Genomic DNA, 20,367 nt, shown 5'->3' with positions numbered 1-20,367 from the left:
CGTGGTGGGCGGGAGCGGAGTCCGGGGCCTGATGCGGGGGCTGGTCGGCGCGCTCCTTCCCGTGCAATGCGCCGGGTGTCGCGCCTGGGACGAGGTCCTGTGCCCGTCATGCCGCTCCCTGGCTGGCTGCCCCGCGCACGTGGCCTCCCTTGAGGGCGTGCGAGGCCCCCTTCCCCTGGTGGCCATAGGGGACTACGACGGGCCGCTGCGACGCATCGTCCTTGCCGCCAAGCACTCCGCGCGTACGGACGTCACCGATTTTCTCGACGAGGCCGGGGCCTGCCTCGGCACCGCGCTGGGTGGGGTGCTGGGCGTGGCTGGGTCGCCCGCCGCCGCTGTGGGCGCGTTGGAGGGGAGGGCTTCGTTCACCGGGGGAGCGGTGGATGTGTGGGTGGTGCCCGCGCCCTCTTCGTGGAAGAGGCGCCTGCGGGGTAGGCAGGTGGCGCTGCCGTTGGCGCGCGCTGTTGCCCGAGCTCTGGCGGCAGGCGCGCCTCCTGGCGTGCGCGTGCGCGTTCGGGTGGTGGACGCTGTGCGGCTGCGCGTGGGCGCGACCTCCCAGTCGGGCAAGGCCGGGGCACAGCGTACGATGGGGCGCATGGGGTCGATGCGTGCGCTCGCGGTCCCGAGGCCTGGCGTGCGTGTTGTTGCGGTGGATGACGTGGTGACGACGGGCGCGACGGTTCGGGAAATGGAGCGTGTGTTGGGCCGTCTCGACGCGGTTGTGACTCTGTGTCGACCCGGGCTTATCTCATGACGCAGGTCACCGGCTGGGGTATGATGTGCGTACTGACTTTCGATAGCGTGAGCAGCAGGGACGCTCCTCACGTCAGTGCGGGAGGTGATAGCTCAGACCACGGTTCGGGCAGTGAGCACCGAACAATCCCCACCTGCGGGCAACGATGCCCGCCGCACACCATGGAGGAAACACATGGACATCACCGTCGTCGCACGTAATGCCGAGATTCACCCGAATTTCCGGGAATACGTGGAGGAGAAGGTTTCGAAGATCACTCAGTTCTACCCCCGCGCTCAGCGCGTCGATGTGGAGCTGACTCACGAACGTAACCCCCGCCAGGCCGACACTGCCGAGCGCATCGAACTGACCGTTTACGGTAAGGGCCCGATCATTCGCGCTGAGGCTCAGTCCGCTGATCGCTACGCGGCCGTCGATATCGCCGCCGGCAAGCTCTACGAGCGCCTGCGCCGTCTGCGTGATCGCGTGAAGGACCACCGTCGTCGGTACCCGCGCGACCTGGCCGAAGCCGAAATCCTCGAAGCTCCCGTCGTCGAAGAGACAGCCACATTCGAACCCGAGGCTCCCAAGCCGCTGCGCAGCGCTGAGGACCTGAAGGTCGGAGAGGCCCGTGAGGAACAGTGGGGTGATACCCCGATCATTGTCCGTCAGAAGGTGCACGAGGCCCCGCCGATGAGCGTGGATGAGGCCCTGGATCAGATGATGATGGTTGGCCACCCCTTCTTCCTCTTCGTCGACAAGGACACGAACCAGCCGTGCGTCGTCTACCACCGCCACGGGTGGACGTATGGCGTGCTTCGCTTGAACACGACAATCTGACGGTTAAAGGACCGCGGCGCCCCGGGCACCATGCCCGGGGCGCTCCCGTGTGCGCTGTGAGCGTTAAATACGTCCATAGTTCGCGCGGGCGTTTCCACTTTGGGCAGTTAGTTCGTAAACTAATGGGTGGATTTGACTGTCTGCTCTACAAGGGGGCGGGCGATTAACGTCAGGAGCTATTCGTGTCGATTATTGACAAGATCCTTCGCGCTGGCGAAGGGCGTATGCTGCGCAAGCTGGATCGGCTTGCGTCGCAGGTTGATGCCTTGCAGGAGGATTTTGAGGCTCTGACGGACGAGGAGCTGCAGGCTAAGACTCAGGAGTTCAAGGATCGCCTTGAGGATGGCGAGACCCTGGACGACATCCTGGTCGAGGCGTTTGCGACGGTCCGTGAGGCCTCGTGGCGAATCCTGCGCATGCGTCCCTTCCACGTGCAGGTCATGGGTGGCATTGCCCTGCACCAGGGCAAGATCGCCGAAATGAAGACCGGTGAAGGCAAGACCCTGGTCGCCACGATGCCCTCGTACCTGCGCGCGCTGACCGGCAAGGGTGTGCACGTTGTGACGGTCAACGACTACCTGGCGAAGTACCAGTCGGACATCATGAGCCGCGTCTACAACTTCCTGGGCCTGACTTGCGGTTGTATCCTCGTGGGGCAGACGCCTGCTGAGCGCCGCGAGATGTACGCCTGCGACATCACCTACGGTACGAACAACGAGTTTGGCTTCGACTACCTGCGCGACAACATGGCGCAGGTGCCCGAGGATTTGGTCCAGCGTGGCCATGCCTTCGTCATCGTCGACGAGGTTGACTCGATCCTCATCGATGAGGCCCGTACCCCCCTCATCATTTCGGGTCCCGCTGACGGTGACCTGAACCGCTGGTACGTGGAGTTCGCCCGCATCGCGCGCCTGCTGAAGCGCGACGAGGACTACGAGGTCGACGAAAAGAAGAAGACCGTCGGCATCCTGGAGCCGGGCATCGACAAGGTCGAGGACCAGCTGGGCGTTGAGAACCTCTACGAGGCGGCGAACACCCCTCTGATCGGCTTCCTCAACAACGCGATCCGCGCCAAGGAGCTGTTCTTTAAGGACCGCGACTACATCGTGGACGGCGGCGAGGTTCTCATCGTTGACGAGCACACGGGCCGTGTCCTGCCGGGCCGCCGCTACAACGACGGCATGCACCAGGCGATCGAGGCCAAGGAAGGCGTGGAGATCAAGGCCGAGAACCAGACGCTCGCTACGATCACGCTGCAGAACTACTTCCGTCTGTACCCCGAGGGCTCGCGTTCCGGCATGACCGGTACGGCTGAGACCGAGGCCGCGGAGTTCCACTCGACCTACAAGATCGACGTCATCCCGATCCCCACAAACAAGCCGATGATCCGCAAGGATCAGTCCGACCTCGTCTATCCGACGGAGAAGGGCAAACTGAACGCGATCATCGAGGACGTCGTGGCGCGTCACGAGGCCGGCCAGCCGGTCCTCATCGGTACCGCTTCGGTGGAAAAGTCCGAGCTGCTTTCCCAGATGCTCAAGAAGAAGCACATTCCGCACCAGGTGCTCAACGCCAAGCAACACGCCCGCGAAGCCGCCATCGTCGCGATGGCCGGCCGCAAGGGCGCGGTCACGGTGGCCACGAACATGGCCGGCCGTGGTACCGACATCATGCTGGGTGGTAACTCGGAGTTCCTCGCCCAGGCGAACCTGGCTGCCGAGGGCCTCGACCCGAAGGAGAACCCGGAGGAGTACCGCGAGGCGTGGCCCAAGGCTCTCGCGGCCGCGGAAGAGGCCGTCGAGGCCGAGCGCGAGGAGGTGCGCGAGCTGGGCGGCCTGTACGTGCTCGGTTCGGAGCGCCACGAGTCGCGTCGTATCGACAACCAGCTGCGCGGACGCTCCGGCCGTCAGGGTGACCCGGGCGAGTCCCGATTCTACCTGTCGATGGAAGACGATCTGATGCGCCTATTCAACTCGGGCATGGCGCAGCGCATCATGGCCTCGGGTGCCTACCCGGAGGACATGCCGCTGGAGAACCGCATGGTGTCGCGTTCGATCGCGTCGGCCCAGCGCCAGGTGGAAGCCCGCAACTTCGAGATCCGTAAGAACGTCCTGAAGTACGACGACGTCATGACGGGTCAGCGTGAGACGATCTACGCCGAACGCCGCAAGGTACTCGAGGGCGAGGACATGGGCCCGCAGATGCGCGCGTTCATGGAGTCCCTCGTGACCGGCCTTGTCGACGAAGCGATCGCCGACAAGCCCGTGGACGAGTGGGATCTGCCCACCCTGTGGGAGCACCTGCGCGCCTACTACCCGCCGTCGGTCACGATCGAAGAGGTCGAGGAGGAGCACGGTGGTGCTGCGTCCCTCGTGCGCGACGATCTGGTGACCGAGCTGGTCGGCGACATCCACGCCGTCTACGCGGACACCGAGGACCGCCTGAACGCCAACCCGCTGGCGCAGGCGCAGCTGGGCGATGAGCCCATTCGTACCCTCGAGCGTCGCGTTGTCATCTCCGTGGTGGACCGCCTGTGGCGCGAGCACCTCTACGAGATGGACTACCTGAAGGAAGGCATCGGCCTGCGCGCGATGGGGCAGCGTGACCCGCTCGTCGAGTACAAGGACGAGGGGGCCCAGATGTTCCAGGCGATGGTCGAGCGCATCCGCGAGGAGTCAGTCCAGCAGGTGTTCTCCTACGCCAAGCAGTTCGAGCGCGCCCTGGCCACCGCCGAGGAGGAGGCCGGTGGTTCGATCGCCGCCGCCAGCGTCGCTCCCGCGCAGGAGGATGCCTCGTCGTCCTCTTCTGAGCCCAGCGTCGAGGACGTTGCCGCCGCCGAGTCTGCGGCCTCCGCGGCCGCGCGCACGGCCGTTGCTCACGCCCGTTCGGTGATGGGCAACGTGGGTCGCGCGAAGGCGCCGAGCCGCGTGAGCTACAGCTCCGCTGAGGGCACCGAGTCGGCCGCGTCCTCGTCGAGCGGTAACCGCGCGGAGCGTCGCGCTGCCGCTAAGAAGCGTCGCCGCCGCTGATCGGTACACGTCACGGGTGAGGGGGTTCCTGCGGGAGCCCCCTCACCCGTTTGTGTATCCGTCGAGCCGCGCGGCCGGTCCGTCAGGCGAGTTCGAGGGCCGTCGTGATCCATCGCCCGTGGTACTCCTCAAGCCGCAGGGCGAGGGCGAAGGTACGCGAGACCGTGGAGACGATGACGGCGGCCTCTGTTGTGCGCTCGTCGACGGGGCACGTGCGTACGTCGACGGGCCTCGTTCCCCGTGCGCATGGGGACATGTGGACGCACACGAGAGCCCCGTAGAGATCGGGCAACATCCAACGGCGCAGCTGGGGTGCCTGACGAACGCCCGTGACGACCTCGACGATGGCGCGTGCGAGATTTGCCGCCCACGGTCCGGGATCCGGGAGATTCTGCCGTGGGAGGGTGACGTAGTGGGTTGGTGTCGGCGATGTTGCCGCCCTGTAGACCAACTCAGGATCCTGACTCCACCGGAACGGGGTGGGCTGGATCGGACGGGTGGGGGTGGGCCTCGTGCTGGTCCGTCGTCTGGGGGCCTCGGAGGCGCGAGGCCGGGGCGCGATTTGGGTGCTCATGGCAGGTCCTGGGGGATGGCGAGTGTCTGTCCGGGGTAGATGAGAGATGGGTCGTGGACCGATTCGGCGTTGGCCGCGTGGATTGCCCGCCACGTGGCGTCGATGTGCGCATCATCGGCGTCGGGGCGCAGGGAGGCGGCGATCGACCAGAGTGAATCGCCCGGCGCGACCGTGATTGAGGTAGGGTGATCGGGCGTATCCGCGTCCGGTGCATCCTGCGCGGGCACGGGCAATGTGGCCGGAGCAGTCTGTGTCGCCTCCTGGTCGGGGGAAGGGGCTCCGGGGGTATCCGCCCACGTCAGTGAGACGGCGGGGGAGGTCTGTTCCTGCGGTGCTGCCAGGGAAGCCGCGGCGGGTGCACCGGTGACGAGTGTGGAGCCAATCAATGCGCTGGCTCCGGCGCGAGCCAGAAGCGACCGCGAGAGACGGGTGCCGCAACGGCAGACGAAGAAACGTGCAGCTGTGCGCGCCGCTGGTGGAGCAACGCGCAGGAGCGCGAGGTGAGCGCATGCTGAGCATAGGAGACTCCACGCCAGGAGCGCGAGGGCAGCAATGCCGAGAACCCAGAGGATGAGCGTCTCGGGACGCTCCGCGCTCAGGGGTGGAGCGAGGCGGGAGAGATAGAGTGCGTCGAGGAGGCACAGCGGGGCACCAACGAGCCAGAGAAATGCGTCGGTGAGGTGTGATTGGCCGGCGACGGTCAGTGAATCATCAGTCATGGTGAACTCTTCATTGAGTGGACGGATTCGATGCGTTAACTATCCGCTTTATAGTGCACCATGTCAATAGATGTTAGTTTATGTTATCTAAATGTGATGTGTGGCGCATGAATGTGGCATCGTAGGGGCATGGATATGTCAGCGTTCATTGCCGAGCTAGAAGCACAATTTGATGATGAGCGCGGTCGCGATCTCGATGCGCTCATCGACGAACTCACCGATGCTGAACGCGCCTCGGTCAGTCTGTCTGCCCGCCTGGCCGGTGCAGACGGTGATATTACACTGGCGCTGCGAGGGGGTTTGACGATCACTGGGGCGGTGCTCGATTCGACCCGCTCGTGGGTGCTCCTGCGCGGAAGTCGCGACGATAGCCTGATCATGCTCTCCGCGATCGTCGCGGCCTGGCCCCTCGGGCGCAGTGTTGCGCGCGAGTCCTCCATGCGAGGGGGCGTCGGTGTCGGCCATGTCCTGCGCGAACTAGGTGCACGCGGTGTCGGAGTCGTCATCGAATCCGACGGGGGTGACCATCGGGGGGTCATCGACGCGGTCTATGCGGACCACGTCGATGTCGCCCTGGATGGAGAGGCCTTCGCCTATGACGGCCGGGATGAAGTAGGTGGCATGACCGTGTCTCTGGCACTTGCGGGGCTTCGTCGACTCCGCGTGCTCGGCCAGCGATGGTCGGACGACTAGTGAGCGTTTTCCGCCTTCTGACGCTCGCGCGTCGCGGCGTATTGATCCTGGATGAACTGCTCCAGGACCGATTCTTCGATCCTCCACACGTGCTTGCCGCCGACCTGAATGGCCGGGAGCTCGCCGGAGGAAACGAGGGCGCGGGTGGCTGACATCGTGAGATTCAGGGTCTCGGCGACGTCAGCGAGGGTGAGGAATCGTGTTGCCATGGCAACATGCTATCAGTTGGGGTTGCTTCGTTTGATTGGTTTGAGTCGGCAATTTTTTACGCGTCATTTCACCGATCGCATCGGTTGGTTCTGATGAATAGTCGGCAACCTACCGCTTTTTCGGTTGAGCGTGCATCATAGAGGAGTGAAACGCGTCTCAGCTTCAGTGTCGATCCCGACGCGCGCCCCCGGCAAGATGGACCGTCGATTCGTTATCGGCTTGGTCCTCATCATCGCGTCCGTGATCGCCTTCAGTGCACTCAGCGGCCTCCTACGGGGAGGAAGCCGCGTCTACACCGCGACGACGACCATCGCCCCGGGGGAAACCCTCACTGCGGACAATGTCCGAGAGGTTGTCCTCAGCGTCGACTCGGACGTCTACGTTCCCACGTCCGAGGCCCCCATGGGGTCCGTCGCGACTCGGCAGATCACCCCCGGCCAGATCGTCATGCGCACGGATCTGTCACAGGGGGACAGTGGAACAGTGCAGACAGACATGCTGCGCGTGGCCGTCACGGTCAGTGCCGGGCTGCCCGACGGGGTCGCTGATGGAACGCGGATCCGGCTGTGGACGATCCCCGCGCGCAGGCAGGGACAGGCTGGCAATCAGGCGCGCGAGATCGAGGGGACCTTCACCTTCGTGCGTCGGATCGAGGCCTCGTCCCAGTCGCACCGTGGCCAGCGGATCGAGATCCTCGCGAACGCCCAGTCCATGCCGGTCCTCCTCGCCGCGCAGTCCTCGACCGACGAGCTGGCCGCAGTCCCCGTGGGGGCGCCGTGAGCTCCGTCCACGGGGTCGTCATCCTCGCCGATCAGCGCTACGAGGCACCCCTCATCCAGGCGATTCAGGGCCGATCGGATGTCCTTGCCATCGTCCGGCGCTGCGCTGACCTGGCTGAGGTCGTCGCCGCGGCCCGCGCCGGCCTCGCCGACCTCGCGGTCATCGACGGATCCGACCCCGACCTGACGATCGAGACCGTTGAATCGCTCCGCGCTTGCGGCATGGTCGTCGTTGCCCTTGCGCCCCATCACGAGCGCTCCCGCCTCATCGCTCTGGGGGTCGCCTCGGTCGCCGCGCCCGGCAGCCCCGACCAGGTCGTCAACTCTCTCATCGCGGCGACGCGCACGCGCCCCTCGACCCCTGCCACGGCCTCGTCCGCGCCACCGCCGCCTCCTCCGCCCTCCGCTCCGGGCAGCGTGCTGGCCGTCTGGGGGACATCCGGTGCGCCCGGGCGTACGACCCTCGCTGTCGGCATCGCGACCGCGCTGTCCGCCCACGGACCCACCCTCCTCGTCGATGCGGACACCGCCAACCCGACGATTGCGCACCTGCTGGGCCTTCCCGTCCATGCGTCGGGTCTGTCAACCCTCGCGCGTACGGCTTCGCGCGGCCCCATCACGCCCGCGGACACGCTCGGGGCAGCCGTCATGCGCTCCGAGAACCTGCACGTCATCACGGGCCTCGTGACGCCACACCGCTGGCGAGAAGTGAGCAAACCCGGTATCGAATCCATCGTCGGGGCACTGCGCCTGAGCGCCCGTTACTCGGTCGTTGATATTGCGTCGACCTCGCTGGAAAAGGCCTCGCGCGGGGCCAGCCGTGACGATGCCGCGCTCGGGGTGCTTGAGCGCGCCGATCGGCTCGTCATCGTCGCGCGCGGTGATATCGTCGGCATCAACCGGCTCTCGTTCCTGGCGCGGTGGTGGGAGGAGCAAGAGCGCGCCATTCCGGTCGAGGTGATCGTCAACCGCGTGAGCACCGCGGCTATCGGCCCGCACCCGGTGCCCTCCCTGCAGGCGGCGATCGGCGCTTTCATGCCCGACTGCATTTTCCACGTCGTTCCCGAGGATGAGGGTGTTGGGCGGGCTTCCCTGCGAGGCAAGGCTCTGGGAGAAAACGGTGCGCGTTGCGACGCATCCGACGCGTTGCAGGCGATTGTCGAGCAGTGGGTGCCTACACTGTGACCATGCGCGTCTATGTTCCCGCCGTCCTGTCCGACCTGTGCGTCCCGCTGCCGCCCGTGCGCAGCGGCGTCCTGTGTGTGCCCGAGGCCGGCATGAGTGGCGAGGATATCGAGGTCCTCGAGGACGACGCCATCACCGAGGCGGCGCTGTCCTCCCTCGAACTGGCGCGCGAGACGGAGGGAGCGGGCGTCGCTCGCGTCGTCCTGGCCGTCGACACCCCCACCTCGACGACGCTGACCCCCGGCGAGCAGATCGAACCCCACATCTTCGCGGCCCCGGCCTTCGAATACACCTGGTCGGACGTGGCCGCTATCCTCGCGGACCTGCCCGACGCCTCACCCGCAGTGCAGGCCGTCCTGAGCGCCGATACGCAGGAGAGCGCCGACGAGGCCGTGGCCGCCCTGTGGGAGTCCTCCCTGGCGTGGTTCGACCGCTCCGAGCGCCCCGCCGTCCTGGCCCTGCACCAGGGCTGACACCTACGCGCGCACGCTGAGGGTCGATCCGCCCTCCGGCAGAGGTCGCACCTGGATCTGATCCGCGATCTGGGTCGCCATCTCCTCGACGTGCGAGATGACGCCGACCGTGCGTCCCGCGCAGCGCAGCGCCTGGAGCTGCGCCATGACCAGGCTCAGCGTGTGCGAGTCGAGCGATCCGAAGCCCTCGTCGATGAACATCGTGCGCAGCTCGACGCCTCCGGCCTCGGCTGAGACGACGTCCGCGAGGCCGAGCGCCAGCGCGAGGGACGTGTAGAACGTTTCCCCGCCCGACAGCGTGCGCGGGCTGCGTAGCGCGTCCGTATCGTGATCGACGATTGCCAGGCCCAGGCCGGACTTGCGCGAGGCGGTGCCGTCGTCGGGGACGGACACGAGCTCGTAGCGTCCCGATGAGATTGCCGCGAGGCGTGGGTTCGCGGCCGCCAGGACCTCCTCTAGTCGCGCGATGAGCACCCACGCCGACAGGGGAGTGGAGGCCAGGTTCTCCGGGCCGGATGCCGCGGCAATGTCTGCCAGGCGGTGGATGGGCCCGGCCTGCTCCCGGGCACGCCCGAGCGCCTCCAACGCATGCTCAAGGGAGGCGCGGGCGGCGTCCAGCTGAGCGCAGTGCTGCTCGAGAATACCCGAAGCTCGGGCCGCCATAGCGGCGTCCTCCTCGGCCTTGCGGGCGGTCTCGGTGAGGGCTTCAAGGTCCGGCGCGGGCGCCGATGCCGCGCGGGTCAGGCGCTCCGAAGCAAGCGCTTCGTGTGCCGCGAAGAGTGCCTTCTCGTGCGCGGCCACGCGCGCCTCGAGAGCCTCAACCTGGGGGAGTGGAAGCAGGAGCGTGCGCCACGAGTCCGCCTCGAGGCCCTGTTCCTCAAGTGCATCCGCAAGGGATCGCTGCGCCTGCGCGAGCGCGGCGCGGGCGTTGTCCCAATCGGCGCAGGCCCCGGCCAGGGCCGCCGCTCGGCGTGCGCGCTCATCCAGGGCTGTAGCGCGCGCATCAAGGGAGGTGTAGTCGGCGCGCTCAGTCTCCACGCGGGCCTCAGCCGCAGCCAGAGCAGATTTGCGCTCCTGGAGGGTGGACGCGAGGGAAGCGGCGGTCTCTCGGGCGCTCGCGAGGGAGTCCGTGAGGCCGTCGAGGCGGGCCCGCTCCTGCGCGAGGGCCGCCTCGATCTCTGTGATCTGCGGGCTGAGAGCCTCGAGCTTCGCAACGAGCTCGGCGGCTCCATCCCGCTCGGTTTCGAGCGTTGGCGTGGGGGCGCCGGCCACCTCGTTGAGCTGGGCGATACGACGCACAAGATCCTGGTGGCCAGCCTGCGCATCCCGCAGCGCGGCCTCCGCACGGTCTCGCGCCTGGTCGAGCTCCGCGACCTGCTCGCGCGTGATCTCCCCGTCCGCGGCCGGTGCGGGATTGGGGTGAGCGGTGGAGCCACACACGGGACAGGGTATGTCCTCCTCGAGTTCGAGTGCGAGCGCCGATGCGCTCTGCGCGATCCACAGGTCGTGGCCGTCCGCCGCCGCGGCATTCGCAAGCTTCGCGGCGACCGTGGCCTCGCGCAGCTCGTCCGATGCTCCGAGGAGAGCCGAGCGCAGCAGGTCCGCCTGCATGGAGGCATCCAGGCGCTCATTGAGGGCGCGCAGCGCGGACGCGGCCTCGGGCAGCGTGTCGGCATCCGCTCGCATGAGGCGCAGGGCCTCGGAGGCCTGCTCGATGCGCAGGGGCAACGTCTCGCGCTCGGCCTCGATCGACGCGATGCGCGCCAATGCCTGCTCATGCTGGGAGCGCAGCGAGTCGATGTGGGTGCGCACTTCGGGCAGCGAGCCTTCGACGGCCAGGGCCTCCTCGAGAGAACCGCGCGTGCGCGTCGCCTCGTCGCGCAGGTCCTGCGCCCGCTTGCCGAGAGTGGCCACGGCCTCGGGTGTCAAGGATGTGGAATCGATGGAATCTTCGTCTCCGAGAGCAGGGGACAGGGCCGCGACCTGGTCTCCCGCAGCCTCCAGACGAGCCCGTGCCGAGGCCTCGGCCGCGTCGAGGGGAGCCACGGCCAGCGCTCGGCGGGCCTGACCCGCGCGCTCACGATCGGATGCGATTGCTCCCTCCGATGAGGTGAGCTCGGCGAGCGTCGCGCTGAGGCGTGCGTGCTCCGCCTGGGCCTCAGCCAGGGCACGCCCCTCGGACAGGGCGCGGGAAGCCTCGCGCGCGGTTGCCGTGGCCACCTCGGCAAGGTGCAGGGTCTGTGCGTGCGCCTCGCGTGCGCGCTCGCATGCGTCCTCGGCCCAGCGCGTTACGGCGCTGGAATCCTCCGCGCCCGCATCCAGCTGATCGGCCTCCTTGGCGTCGGCCGCCCGGCCGTCGGCGGCAGACCCGTCCTCAGTGCCGTTCTCGGCAAAGGCTGCGTCCAGTGAGCGCACGCGCTCGAAAGCACCGATGGCAGCCACGCGCCGCTCTTCGATGCCACGCTTCGACGAGGCGGCCGCATCGACGAGGGCCTTCGTGAAGTCCACGTAGATCTGCGTGTCGAAAATGTCGCGCAGGATCTGCTCGCGAGCATCCGACGTGGCGTTGAGGAACTGGGAGAACTTGCCCTGCGGGAGCACGATCGTCTGCAGGAACTGGTCCTTATCCAGGCCCACGATTGCCGGAATTTCGGAGCCCACGTCGCGGGGACCCGACGCGATCGGCTCCACCGTACGCCACCCGTCCGGCGCGTCCGGATCCTCGACGACCCGCATCAGCGTCGACTTCGAATTGCGCTGCGACTTCTTGCCCGCCGGGGTGTACGCGGGGGTGCGGGTCACCCGGTAGATGCCCGTCCCCACCTCGAACACCAGGTCCGCCTCCGACGGATCCGAATCCGAGATGTGGTTGGACCGCAGGCGGTCCTTCGACGCGTCCTTCGTGCGCGCCACGTCGCCGTACAGGGCGAAGGTGATCGCGTCGATGAGCGTGGACTTGCCCGCGCCCGTGGGGCCGTCCAGCAGGAACAGCCCCGAGTCCTCGAAGGCCGAAAAGTCGACCGTATGCTTGCCCGCGAAGGGGCCGATGCCCACAATACGTAGCCACCGAATCTTCACTGCCTGTCCTTTCCTCGAAGCTGCGCCCACACGTCCAGGGCCAGCTCGCGCTCTTGAGCGCTTAGCGCCCGCCCGCCCACGGCCTCGTAAAACTCCTCCGTGACCTCGCGCGGATCGCGGGACGCGCGCACGGTCATCGCGGGAGCGAGCGCGGGGGCCTGGGAGGGACGGTGCACGACGACCAGGGCATGCGGGTAGACCTCCCGGATGCGAGGCACCATGCGCTCGGGGCGCGCGTCGTCCGTGACCGTGATCGACACGTACGAGGCCGTGGTGGCCTCGTCGGGATCCGCGAGCAGCTCATCCATGGTTCCCTCGAGTACCGCGATGCCCCGCAGCGTGGGGATGGGCACCACCTCGATGTCGGTCACCGAGGTGGCATCCGTGGTCACGAGGGTGATCGACTTGGTGGCCCCGGCCTCGGAGAATGAATACGCGATGGGGGAGCCCGCGTAGCGGATCGGGACGGATGCACCCGAGATGTCCTGCGGGCGGTGCAGGTGCCCGGCCGCCACGTAGTCCAGGCCGTGGGTCAGGGGCTCCTCACCCCCGAGCGTGTCGAACAGGTCCGCCGATACGGAGGAGACGCCGCCCACCTGGATGTCGCGCTCCGAGTCCGAGGCCTGGGCGCCCGTCACGAAGGCATGCGGCATCGCGATGGCCGGGCGCTCGTCGCCCGCGTCGCGCCAAGCCTCAAGGTCCGCGCGTACCCGGCGCAACGCCGCCCCCAGAACCGCCTGGTGGGAGCGAGGTAGGGGAGTGGGCAGGTCGGCCTCGCCCCGCGCAGGCAGGTCCGACAGACTCTGGCGTACGAGGTCGGGCTCCAGGTAGGGCATCGGGTACACGAGAGCACCCCCGGCCTCGACCGGCGTACCGATCGCCTCCGGGTCCGTCACCACGTGCAGCGAGGGGGTGAGCATGTCGGCGAACAGCCCCAGGCGCGCGGCCCCATCGTGGTTTCCCGACGTCAGGATGACCGTCGTGATCTCCGTCAGCTCGCGCAGGGCGCGGCGCATCCGCGCGAGCGCATCCACGGGCGGGACCGCGCGGTCGAACACGTCGCCCGAAATGAGCACGGCATCCACGCCGCGCTCACGCACCAGGGCCACCAACCACTCGATGAACGCATCCGCGCTGTCGCCCAGGGACGCGCCGTGCAGCGTGCGCCCCAGGTGCCAGTCGGAGGTGTGCAGAATCAACATGTCTCCAGTGTGGCAGAGGGCGCCCACATCTGCGTCCGTCACACACGCTTGGAAGGCGGACACCTTCTGCATGCGCGCAGGTAGTCGATAGCATGGGGGCATGACCAAGCCCTTCCTCATGCTGACCTCGCGCGATGACGGCCCCGTCCTGGCCGCAGAGACCGCCGACCTGCCTCGCTTCTCGGGACTGACCCCCGACCAGGTCCGCCGGGTGCGCATGGAGAGGGAGCTGCCCGACCTCGACCTCTCCGAGTACTCGGGTGCTTTCGTGTGCGGGTCCCCGTGGGACGCGAACGCCGACGACCACCTGAAGGAAGAACGCCAGGTGCGCGCCGAGGCCTGGCTGCGGTCCTTCTACGACCGGGCGCTGGGCGAATCCTTCCCAATCCTGGGCCTGTGCTACGGGCTGGGGACTCTCACCCTGCACCTGGGCGGCGTCATCGACACCCACCACGGCGAGGAAATCAGCGGTATCGCGCTGACGAAGACCGACGCGGGCCGCGAGGACCCGCTCCTGGAGGGCACGCCCGACCGCTTCCACTCCTACGTCGGCCACCACGAGGCCGTGCGCGAGCTTGCCCCGGGCATGCAGGTCCTCCTGGCAGGGGACGACACCCCGATCCAGATGGTGCGCGTGGGCGAGGCCGCGTGGGCGACCCAGTTCCACCCCGAGATGGACCTCGAGGGCGTCAACGTGCGCATCGACCAGTACGCGGGCCGCTACTACCCGGTGGAGAAGGCCGAGGCGATCCGTACCCAGGTCGCGACCGTGGATACGGATCCCTCGCGCCTCGTCCTCCAGAACTTCGTGCGTCGCTTCCAGCGCTGACCCTTGCCCGACACGTGGGGCCGCGCTGCGCGGCGCGGTTAGCGGGCCTTGCGGCGCAGGTAGAAGAAGATCACCATGGTGACGATGGCTAGGACACAGGTCGTCATCATTGAGTGGCGGTAGGCCGTCAGGTCGTCTGTGAGGGGCACGAACGCGCTCACCATCGCGGTGACGACGCACAGGCCCGCACAGACGAGGCCGATACGCTCGACGATGAAATAAGCCGGAGTTGTCCAGAAGATCCGGCGCGCAGATCCCGGCAGCTGCCTGCCAAAGAAGGTTGCGCAGATGCCCAATGTGAAGGAAGAGGTCCTCAAACGGCCAAGTTCGGTCATTGAGTACACCATGAGAAACAGGACGGCGAATAAAGCAATAACGAAGACAACGCGGATTATTTGCTCGATTTCGGGGCGCTCCGGGGAGGAGTTTTCGGGATTCGGCATGCCCACCACTCTAGCGGGACGCGGCGCGAGGCAGCCACCCCTCGCCTGCTAGCGGGCGAGGGGCACCCTCACCGCGGACTCTCGCCGTGGGTGCCTGTCTGCGTGTCTAGCGGGCGGGGGGAAGAAGTCCTCGTCGGCGCGCCCGCTCCTTGGAGACGAGGAGAATCATAGAGAAGCAGAAGGCGACAAGCGCAGCGCCCATGGCAACGTTCTGCGGCATGTTGAAGGGATCGGGGCGGACGCCGTGGTCCGTGACATCACCGACGATGACAGCGGCGGTACATACGAGGGAACAAGCCATCACCGCCCACTCGCAGGCCCGAAGCGCCCAGCGTGCGCCAAGGATGTGACGCGAATAGCCAGGGGCGTAGACAGCGAGGAGCAACGCAGCGTCGGCGAGCCCGTAGTCAGGTAGGCGGTTGTCCCTCCCGACAAAGGTGCCGCCAATCGAATAGACGACCGTGCCGATCAACAGCGCGAAGAAGAAGTAGCGGAGGACCTTGTCGACCTGCGAAAGCCCTGCGGTGTTGCCGATGAGGTTCTGCTCGATGGTGGACATAGCGATCACGACCTTGTGAACCAGAGATAGCGACCATCACTATATCCTCATTGTCCACGCAGGGGGGCGCTGTCAAGCACTTTCGGCGCGCACTTTTCTCTAACGGGCTGCCTTGCTGGCTGCCTCCGCCGTCGCCACGGCCTCGAGGAGCCTGCGCACCGACGCCACGCGGGAGGCACGCTCGGAGCACACCCGATCCACATCGCCGTCCCCGGCCTCGTCGATGCTGAAGGGGCCGGTGGCGCGCGCGTAACTGTCAAGCGCGCACGAAGGCTCCTCGGCGTCGTGCGAACACAGCGGTAGGCACCAGGCGGCCGCCTCCGCGACGTCTGGGAAGACCCCGAGCACGTCGGCGACGCTCACGTGCCCCAGGCCGAAGGAACGCACGCCGGGCGTATCGACGATCCAGCCGCCTTCGCCTAGCTCGAAGGCCTCCGAGGACGTGGATGTGTGGCGCCCGCGCCCCGTCACCTCGTTGACGTGACCCGTCGCCCGGCCCGCGCCCGGCACCAGGAGGTTGATGAGCGTGGACTTACCGACCCCCGAATGCCCCACGAGCACCGACCAGTGGCCGGCCAACAGGGCCCGCAGCTCGGCGACGCCCGGGTCGGCCTCCCCGGCCTCGGCGCTCGTGAGCACGACGCGCACGTCGAAGTCCCGGTAGGCGGCGATCAGCTCGTCCGCACTGGCCAGGTCCGCTTTCGTCAGGACGAGGATAGGGGCGAGGCCCGCCTCGAAGGCCGCAACCAGGCAGCGGTCGATCATGCCGGTGCGCGGCGGTGGATCCGCCAGCGCCACGACGATGCACATGGTGTCCGCGTTCGCGACGATCGCCTTCTCGCCGCGCTGATCCGGCGCGTCCTCGAGGGAGCGGCGCAGCACCGAGGAGCGTTCTTCGACGGCGACGATGCGCGCGAGCGTGTCGGGGCGCCCCGACAGGTCGCCGGTGAGGCGCACGCGGTCGCCCATGATGACGGAGCCTCGCCCCAGCTCGCGGGCGCGCACGGCGACCACGCGGGTGCCGTTCTCCTCCAGGCTCACCTGGTAGCGGCCACGGTCGATGCCGATGATGCGGCCCAGCGGCTTGGAGGACCAGTCGGGACGGTCTTTCGTGCGGGGGCGTGAGCCCTTGCCGGCGCGTACGCGCACGCGCGGGTCGTCGGTTCCCGTGTCGCGGCGGGCCATCACTCCTCCTCCTCGATCGACGAGGCCGGGACAGCCTGGGTGCTTTCCTCACCGTTTTCGCTCACGAGCGAGGCCCACATGGCCTCGAAGGTCGGCAGCGTCTTGGACGTGCAGGCGATGTCGTCGACCGTGATGCCGGGCGTCACCAGGCCCAGGATCGCGCCGAAGGTCGCCATGCGGTGATCCGCATAGGAGCGGATCTGTGCGGCGTGGAGCGGGCGTGGCGTGATGATCAGGCCGTCCTCGGTCTCTTCGGCCTGCCCGCCCGCGCGGTTGATCTCGGCGACCAGGGCCGCCAAGCGGTCCGTCTCGTGTCCGCGTAGGTGCGCGATGCCGCTCAGGTGCGAGGGGGTCGAGGCGTAGGCGCAGATCGCGGCCATGGTGGGGGTGAGTTCCCCGACCTCGGCCATCGTGGCCTTGATGCCCGGGTAGTTGCCGGCGCCGGGACCCGTCAGGGTCAGGCCCTCCTCGTCCAGGGTGATGGTCGCACCCATGTGACCGAGCAGCGCGCGCCAGGCGTCGCCCGCCTGCGTTGTCGCCCCCGGCCACGCCGGGATTCGCACGCGCCCACCCGTCACCATCGCGGCCGCCAGGAAGGGGCCGGCGTTGGACAGGTCCGGCTCGACGGTGATGTCGCCGCCGATGGGGCGCGATGGGAAGATGTGCCAGGTAGACAGGTTCGCGCGCCCCTCGTCCACGACCTCCAGGTCGACGCCCGCGCCCGCGAGGGACGCCAGCGTCATCTCCACGTGCGGCATTGATGGAATGACGCCCGGAGCCGAGACGAAGAGGGGATCGCCGACCAGGGGAGAGACGAGCAACAGGGCGGAGAGGAACTGCGAAGAGGACGAAGAGTCCACCCATGCCTGCGCGCCCAGCGGCGTGTGGATCGGGCCTTGAACCGTGAAGGGCAGGTGCCCGCGCTCACCGTGATACGTGACGGTCGCGCCCATGCGCACCAGGGCGTCCAGGAGCGGGCCCAGCGGGCGCGCGTAGGCCTGCTCGTCCCCGCCGAAGAGCGTCTCCTCGGGGGACAGGGCCGCCAGGGGAGGCAGGAAACGCATGACGGTGCCGGCCAAGCCGCACTCGATGCGACCGCCCCGCGGCGGCAGCGACATCGGCGTGACGCGCAGGATGCCCGCGCCCTCGTCCTTGACGCGTGCGCCCATCACCTCCAGGGCGTCCGCGAACAGTCGCGTGTCGCGCGCGTCCAGGGCACCCCGAATGACGGAGGGAGAATCGGCGACGGCAGCCAGGTACAGGGCACGCGCCGTGATCGACTTAGACCCCGGCACCTCGACCGTGGCATCCACGGGGGAGGCGGCCAGGGGAGCGGGCCAGGGCGCGCTCACGAAGCGGTGCCGCTCAGACGCTCCACGACGGAGGCCTCGGCCGCAGCGATCGCGCGGCGCTGGTCGCGGCGCATCGCGTGGGCGACGAGGGCCGAGGGCTGACCGACGCGGTCCGTCGACGCGAGGAGGACGCCGGCAGCCAGGCCCGCCTTATTTAGCGTGCGGTAGCGGCGGCGCTTGATCTGCTCCTTGGACAGGCCTCGCGTCGTGCCCGGCAGGGGAGCGTTCACGAGGGCCATCGGCGCGCCGATGGCAGCCAGGGTCAGGGCGGCCACGCGGGGCTTGCGGCCCAGCGCGAAACGCAGGCCGGCGACAACCATCACCGCGCCTGTCACGCGGGTGGCAACGGCCAGCTGCTGATCCGTCAGCGGATCCAGGCCGACCGCGTCGGTCGCCTTATCGATGAGAGGGCGAACGCCCGCGGCGCGCTCCACGTGGAAACGCGGATGCATGAGGGCATCAACCCCGTCGGCGATGAACGGGGCAGCGAGCAGGGGACGGGCAACAACGCGCAGCAGATTCATACCCCTATTGTTCGACACCTTTGCCCCTGGGGGAAGCCGAACGGCCTGCCCGTTCCCAAACAACGGGGAGAAAGTGGCGCAACCCACACTTGGTGAGGGTTGTGGAATAAAGAGGGGGGTGAGGCGTTGCCCTCAGTATGACTGCCCACCGACCACTCCCATTCGCGCCGCACGCTCGCGCGACTACGCTGAGAGGCGATGGATACGACAACCCCCTCACCGACGCCGCAGGCACCCGAGCTTGCCCCGGCCTCGTCCGCTCTGGATGGTGCCGAGCTCGAGGCGCGCTTCATGGACGAAGCGATGCCCCTCATGAACCAACTCTTCGGCGCGGCACTGGGCATGACCCGCAACCGCGCCGACGCGGAGGATCTGGTTCAGGAGACCTACCTCAAGGCCTACCAGAAGTTCCACCAGTATCAGCCTGGCACCAATATCAAGGCCTGGCTCTACCGGATCCTTACCAATACCTACATCACCAGCTACCGCAAGGCGCAGCGCTCGCCCAAGCGCGCCTCCAGCGACACCGTCGAGGATTGGCAGCTGGCCGACGCCGCCTCCCACTCAGAGGTTGGCCTCAAATCCGCGGAAGTCGAGGCGCTCGAGGCGCTGCCCTCCGCTCAGCTGCGTGACGCCCTCGATTCGCTCTCAGAGGAACACCGGATGGTTGTCCTCATGGCTGACGTTGAGGGTATGAGCTACAAGGAAATCGCCGAAGAACTAGGAGTTCCCATGGGGACCGTCATGAGCCGACTGAACCGGGCGCGCAAGAACCTGCGCTCCGCGCTGGCCGACGTCGCCGCGGAATACGGGATCGGAGGAACCAAGTGAACACTCACGTGACCTGCCAGGATGTCCTGGACGCCCTATACGAACTGATCGACTGCGAGGAATGCGACCGCCGCAGCGGCCTCATCGACGCCGGATCCGTGCCCGGCCCCGATGCGCGCGCCCGTGCCCTCATGATCAAGCACGTCGCCACCTGCGCGCACTGCACCGACGCCCTGGATGCGGAGCGCCACGTGCGCGCCCTCATGCGCGGCTGCTACGAGACCGAGCAGGCCTCCGATGCGCTGCGCGCCCGCGTCGTCGCATCAATCACCAGCGTGTCCGTCACCTGGCGCTAGGAGCGCTGCGACGACGCGTGATCGCGTCGCGGCGCGCGGGCAGACGAGGCTGGGGTTGCCGCCCGTTATTCGGTGACCTTCGTCGCCGCGAACGGCCTGTGCCTTGGTGGTTTGGGCCAATGTGTGCAAAAATGCTTCAGTCTAGACAACAAACCCAAGGAGAATGACATGTCGAAGCGGGGTCGTAAGCGTCGCGATCGTCGTAAGAACGGCGCGAACCACGGCAAGCGTCCTAACGCCTGAGCCGAATGCGTTGCGCGCCCGGACCGGTTGGTCCGGGCGCGTTTTTGTGTGCGCGTTGTGTACGCGCGGCTGGTGAGGACCAGATGCGGCCGTGCGAGGCGCACGTGACGCAAGGGTGCGCGGGAGCGGGACCAGGCCTGCGCCGTGTCTGGTGTGTGCGGCGCTTGGTGGCGTGTCGTGTGCTGGGTGCAGATGATGAGTGGGGTGTGCCGTGTCTGGTGTGTGCGCTACTTCGCTTGCGGCCCTGCATCTCAGTAAAACGGTGTGTGGGGCTTCCGTTCGCTGCAGATTGTGATCGCGCTGTGCACATGGGGATAGGTTGTTCGTGTGCTGGGCTGGTGTTGAGGACGCTCGTGGTGGCGTGAGGAGCCCGTCTATGGGGGGCGCCAATCCACTGGCTTTCGTTCTGGATAGGAAACGCCGTTCTGGATAGGTTATTTAGCTATCCAGAACGCGATAACCTATCCAGTTCACTGTTTCCTATCCAGAACATGAACTCGTTGTGGGGCGCGTCCGATCCGGAAACGTCGATTTCGCCCATCGCAGCGCTCGGTGGGAGGGCTCCATAGAAGGCGATGATCGAGTGATGA

The 20,367-nt window shown here is 67.5% G+C and carries 21 protein-coding genes; 11 read left to right on the top strand and 10 right to left on the bottom strand.

Annotated features, from left to right (window positions below; translation table 11 throughout):
• Window positions 1-4: 4 nt before the first annotated feature.
• The 3 genes from ACTODO_RS09380 to secA all read left to right on the top strand — a co-directional run bounded on the left by ACTODO_RS09380 (window position 5) and on the right by secA (window position 4,602).
• Window positions 5-754 carry a ComF family protein gene (locus ACTODO_RS09380; RefSeq protein ID WP_244262556.1) on the top strand — a complete coding sequence of 250 codons (750 nt, stop codon included), beginning with the start codon at window positions 5-7 and terminating at the stop codon, window positions 752-754.
• 174 nt (window positions 755-928) lie between these two features.
• The gene (gene hpf, locus ACTODO_RS09375) at window positions 929-1,573 is read left to right on the top strand and encodes a ribosome hibernation-promoting factor, HPF/YfiA family (protein ID WP_003793282.1); all 645 of its coding nucleotides are present in this window, start codon (window positions 929-931) and stop codon (window positions 1,571-1,573) included.
• Window positions 1,574-1,755: 182 nt separating this feature from the next.
• The gene (secA, locus tag ACTODO_RS09370) at window positions 1,756-4,602 is read left to right on the top strand and encodes a preprotein translocase subunit SecA (RefSeq protein ID WP_034512436.1); all 2,847 of its coding nucleotides are present in this window, start codon (window positions 1,756-1,758) and stop codon (window positions 4,600-4,602) included.
• Between the two features lie 82 nt (window positions 4,603-4,684).
• On the opposite strand, the gene ACTODO_RS11005 is transcribed toward secA, so the two are convergent.
• Entirely contained in the window at window positions 4,685-5,176 is a 492-nt protein-coding gene (locus ACTODO_RS11005; RefSeq protein ID WP_244262555.1) for an Rv3235 family protein, read from the bottom strand.
• Window positions 5,173-5,895, bottom strand: coding sequence for a LysM peptidoglycan-binding domain-containing protein (locus ACTODO_RS09360; RefSeq protein WP_003793275.1), 723 nt, complete (start codon window positions 5,893-5,895; stop codon window positions 5,173-5,175). Before ACTODO_RS09360 ends, ACTODO_RS11005 begins: the two co-directional genes overlap by 4 nt.
• 129 nt (window positions 5,896-6,024) lie before the next feature.
• Here ACTODO_RS09360 and ACTODO_RS09355 point away from each other — a divergent pair, with 129 nt between their 5' ends.
• On the top strand, window positions 6,025-6,588 hold the full coding sequence (locus ACTODO_RS09355; protein ID WP_003793273.1) for a hypothetical protein: 564 nt from the start codon (window positions 6,025-6,027) through the stop codon (window positions 6,586-6,588).
• Here the strand turns inward: ACTODO_RS09355 and ACTODO_RS09350 are convergent.
• Window positions 6,585-6,797: a helix-turn-helix domain-containing protein gene (locus tag ACTODO_RS09350; RefSeq protein WP_003793271.1), complete on the bottom strand. Its 213-nt coding sequence runs from the start codon at window positions 6,795-6,797 to the stop codon at window positions 6,585-6,587. The two genes, ACTODO_RS09355 and ACTODO_RS09350, sit on opposite strands and share 4 nt — an antisense overlap.
• A 145-nt stretch (window positions 6,798-6,942) precedes the next feature.
• On the opposite strand from ACTODO_RS09350, the gene ACTODO_RS09345 reads away from it, so the two are divergent.
• Genes ACTODO_RS09345 through ACTODO_RS09335 form a run of 3 tightly spaced genes read left to right on the top strand, consistent with a single transcriptional unit; the run spans window position 6,943 to window position 9,235 of the window.
• Entirely contained in the window at window positions 6,943-7,578 is a 636-nt protein-coding gene (locus ACTODO_RS09345) for an SAF domain-containing protein (protein ID WP_488803503.1), read from the top strand.
• On the top strand, window positions 7,575-8,762 hold the full coding sequence (locus ACTODO_RS09340; protein ID WP_003793267.1) for a CpaE/TadZ family protein: 1,188 nt from the start codon (window positions 7,575-7,577) through the stop codon (window positions 8,760-8,762). The genes ACTODO_RS09345 and ACTODO_RS09340 overlap by 4 nt, the downstream gene beginning before the upstream one ends.
• A gap of 2 nt (window positions 8,763-8,764) precedes the next feature.
• The gene (locus ACTODO_RS09335) at window positions 8,765-9,235 is read left to right on the top strand and encodes a DUF6912 family protein (RefSeq protein WP_003793264.1); all 471 of its coding nucleotides are present in this window, start codon (window positions 8,765-8,767) and stop codon (window positions 9,233-9,235) included.
• Between the two features lie 3 nt (window positions 9,236-9,238).
• On the opposite strand, the gene ACTODO_RS09330 is transcribed toward ACTODO_RS09335, so the two are convergent.
• Together ACTODO_RS09330 and ACTODO_RS09325 are read right to left on the bottom strand one after the other, a co-directional pair.
• Window positions 9,239-12,313, bottom strand: a complete 3,075-nt coding sequence (locus tag ACTODO_RS09330; RefSeq protein ID WP_003793262.1) for an AAA family ATPase — start codon at window positions 12,311-12,313, stop codon at window positions 9,239-9,241.
• On the bottom strand, window positions 12,310-13,515 hold the full coding sequence (locus ACTODO_RS09325; RefSeq protein ID WP_034512434.1) for an exonuclease SbcCD subunit D: 1,206 nt from the start codon (window positions 13,513-13,515) through the stop codon (window positions 12,310-12,312). Before ACTODO_RS09325 ends, ACTODO_RS09330 begins: the two co-directional genes overlap by 4 nt.
• Window positions 13,516-13,615: 100 nt before the next feature.
• Here ACTODO_RS09325 and ACTODO_RS09320 point away from each other — a divergent pair, with 100 nt between their 5' ends.
• Window positions 13,616-14,344, top strand: a complete 729-nt coding sequence (locus tag ACTODO_RS09320; RefSeq protein ID WP_003793257.1) for a glutamine amidotransferase-related protein — start codon at window positions 13,616-13,618, stop codon at window positions 14,342-14,344.
• A 38-nt stretch (window positions 14,345-14,382) separates the two neighbouring features.
• On the opposite strand, the gene ACTODO_RS09315 is transcribed toward ACTODO_RS09320, so the two are convergent.
• From ACTODO_RS09315 to ACTODO_RS09295, 5 genes are all read right to left on the bottom strand, one after another.
• Window positions 14,383-14,787, bottom strand: coding sequence for a hypothetical protein (locus ACTODO_RS09315; RefSeq protein ID WP_003793256.1), 405 nt, complete (start codon window positions 14,785-14,787; stop codon window positions 14,383-14,385).
• 106 nt (window positions 14,788-14,893) lie between these two features.
• Complete coding sequence (locus ACTODO_RS09310; protein WP_003793253.1) at window positions 14,894-15,346, bottom strand: hypothetical protein; 453 nt, start codon at window positions 15,344-15,346, stop codon at window positions 14,894-14,896.
• A 99-nt stretch (window positions 15,347-15,445) separates the two neighbouring features.
• Complete coding sequence (gene rsgA, locus ACTODO_RS09305) at window positions 15,446-16,531, bottom strand: ribosome small subunit-dependent GTPase A (RefSeq protein WP_003793251.1); 1,086 nt, start codon at window positions 16,529-16,531, stop codon at window positions 15,446-15,448.
• A complete protein-coding gene (gene aroA, locus ACTODO_RS09300; protein WP_003793247.1) occupies window positions 16,531-17,883 on the bottom strand; it encodes a 3-phosphoshikimate 1-carboxyvinyltransferase in 1,353 nt (450 codons plus the stop codon). Before aroA ends, rsgA begins: the two co-directional genes overlap by 1 nt.
• Window positions 17,880-18,407 (bottom strand): DoxX family membrane protein, encoded by a 528-nt coding sequence (locus tag ACTODO_RS09295; RefSeq protein WP_003793245.1) that lies wholly within the window; start codon window positions 18,405-18,407, stop codon window positions 17,880-17,882. The genes aroA and ACTODO_RS09295 overlap by 4 nt, the downstream gene beginning before the upstream one ends.
• A 198-nt stretch (window positions 18,408-18,605) precedes the next feature.
• Here ACTODO_RS09295 and ACTODO_RS09290 point away from each other — a divergent pair, with 198 nt between their 5' ends.
• The 3 genes from ACTODO_RS09290 to ACTODO_RS11105 all read left to right on the top strand — a co-directional run bounded on the left by ACTODO_RS09290 (window position 18,606) and on the right by ACTODO_RS11105 (window position 19,777).
• Window positions 18,606-19,238 (top strand): sigma-70 family RNA polymerase sigma factor, encoded by a 633-nt coding sequence (locus ACTODO_RS09290; RefSeq protein ID WP_003793243.1) that lies wholly within the window; start codon window positions 18,606-18,608, stop codon window positions 19,236-19,238.
• Window positions 19,235-19,534, top strand: coding sequence for a hypothetical protein (locus tag ACTODO_RS09285; RefSeq protein ID WP_003793242.1), 300 nt, complete (start codon window positions 19,235-19,237; stop codon window positions 19,532-19,534). Before ACTODO_RS09290 ends, ACTODO_RS09285 begins: the two co-directional genes overlap by 4 nt.
• A gap of 168 nt (window positions 19,535-19,702) precedes the next feature.
• Window positions 19,703-19,777, top strand: a complete 75-nt coding sequence (locus tag ACTODO_RS11105; RefSeq protein WP_370465157.1) for a 50S ribosomal protein bL37 — start codon at window positions 19,703-19,705, stop codon at window positions 19,775-19,777.
• Window positions 19,778-20,367 lie beyond the last annotated feature (590 nt).

This window comes from Schaalia dentiphila ATCC 17982 (assembly GCF_000154225.1).
Classification (GTDB): domain Bacteria; phylum Actinomycetota; class Actinomycetes; order Actinomycetales; family Actinomycetaceae; genus Pauljensenia; species Pauljensenia dentiphila.
The sequence above is the reverse complement of the archived record's forward strand: the minus strand, read 5'-3'. Positions and strand labels throughout refer to the sequence as shown.

What these genes read in the sequence shown, in the direction of transcription:
- ACTODO_RS09335 (WP_003793264.1), top strand. Translation starts at nt 8,765, where the DNA reads ATGCGCGTCTATGTTCCCGCCGTCCTGTCCGACCTGTGCGTCCCGCTG.
- hpf (WP_003793282.1), top strand. Translation starts at nt 929, where the DNA reads ATGGACATCACCGTCGTCGCACGTAATGCCGAGATTCACCCGAATTTC.
- ACTODO_RS09295 (WP_003793245.1), bottom strand. Translation starts at nt 18,407, where the DNA reads ATGAATCTGCTGCGCGTTGTTGCCCGTCCCCTGCTCGCTGCCCCGTTC.
- ACTODO_RS09315 (WP_003793256.1), bottom strand. Translation starts at nt 14,787, where the DNA reads ATGCCGAATCCCGAAAACTCCTCCCCGGAGCGCCCCGAAATCGAGCAA.
- ACTODO_RS09355 (WP_003793273.1), top strand. Translation starts at nt 6,025, where the DNA reads ATGGATATGTCAGCGTTCATTGCCGAGCTAGAAGCACAATTTGATGAT.
- ACTODO_RS09290 (WP_003793243.1), top strand. Translation starts at nt 18,606, where the DNA reads ATGGATACGACAACCCCCTCACCGACGCCGCAGGCACCCGAGCTTGCC.
- ACTODO_RS11005 (WP_244262555.1), bottom strand. Translation starts at nt 5,176, where the DNA reads ATGAGCACCCAAATCGCGCCCCGGCCTCGCGCCTCCGAGGCCCCCAGA.
- ACTODO_RS09350 (WP_003793271.1), bottom strand. Translation starts at nt 6,797, where the DNA reads ATGGCAACACGATTCCTCACCCTCGCTGACGTCGCCGAGACCCTGAAT.
- ACTODO_RS09320 (WP_003793257.1), top strand. Translation starts at nt 13,616, where the DNA reads ATGACCAAGCCCTTCCTCATGCTGACCTCGCGCGATGACGGCCCCGTC.
- ACTODO_RS09310 (WP_003793253.1), bottom strand. Translation starts at nt 15,346, where the DNA reads ATGTCCACCATCGAGCAGAACCTCATCGGCAACACCGCAGGGCTTTCG.
- ACTODO_RS09325 (WP_034512434.1), bottom strand. Translation starts at nt 13,515, where the DNA reads ATGTTGATTCTGCACACCTCCGACTGGCACCTGGGGCGCACGCTGCAC.
- rsgA (WP_003793251.1), bottom strand. Translation starts at nt 16,531, where the DNA reads ATGGCCCGCCGCGACACGGGAACCGACGACCCGCGCGTGCGCGTACGC.
- ACTODO_RS09360 (WP_003793275.1), bottom strand. Translation starts at nt 5,895, where the DNA reads ATGACTGATGATTCACTGACCGTCGCCGGCCAATCACACCTCACCGAC.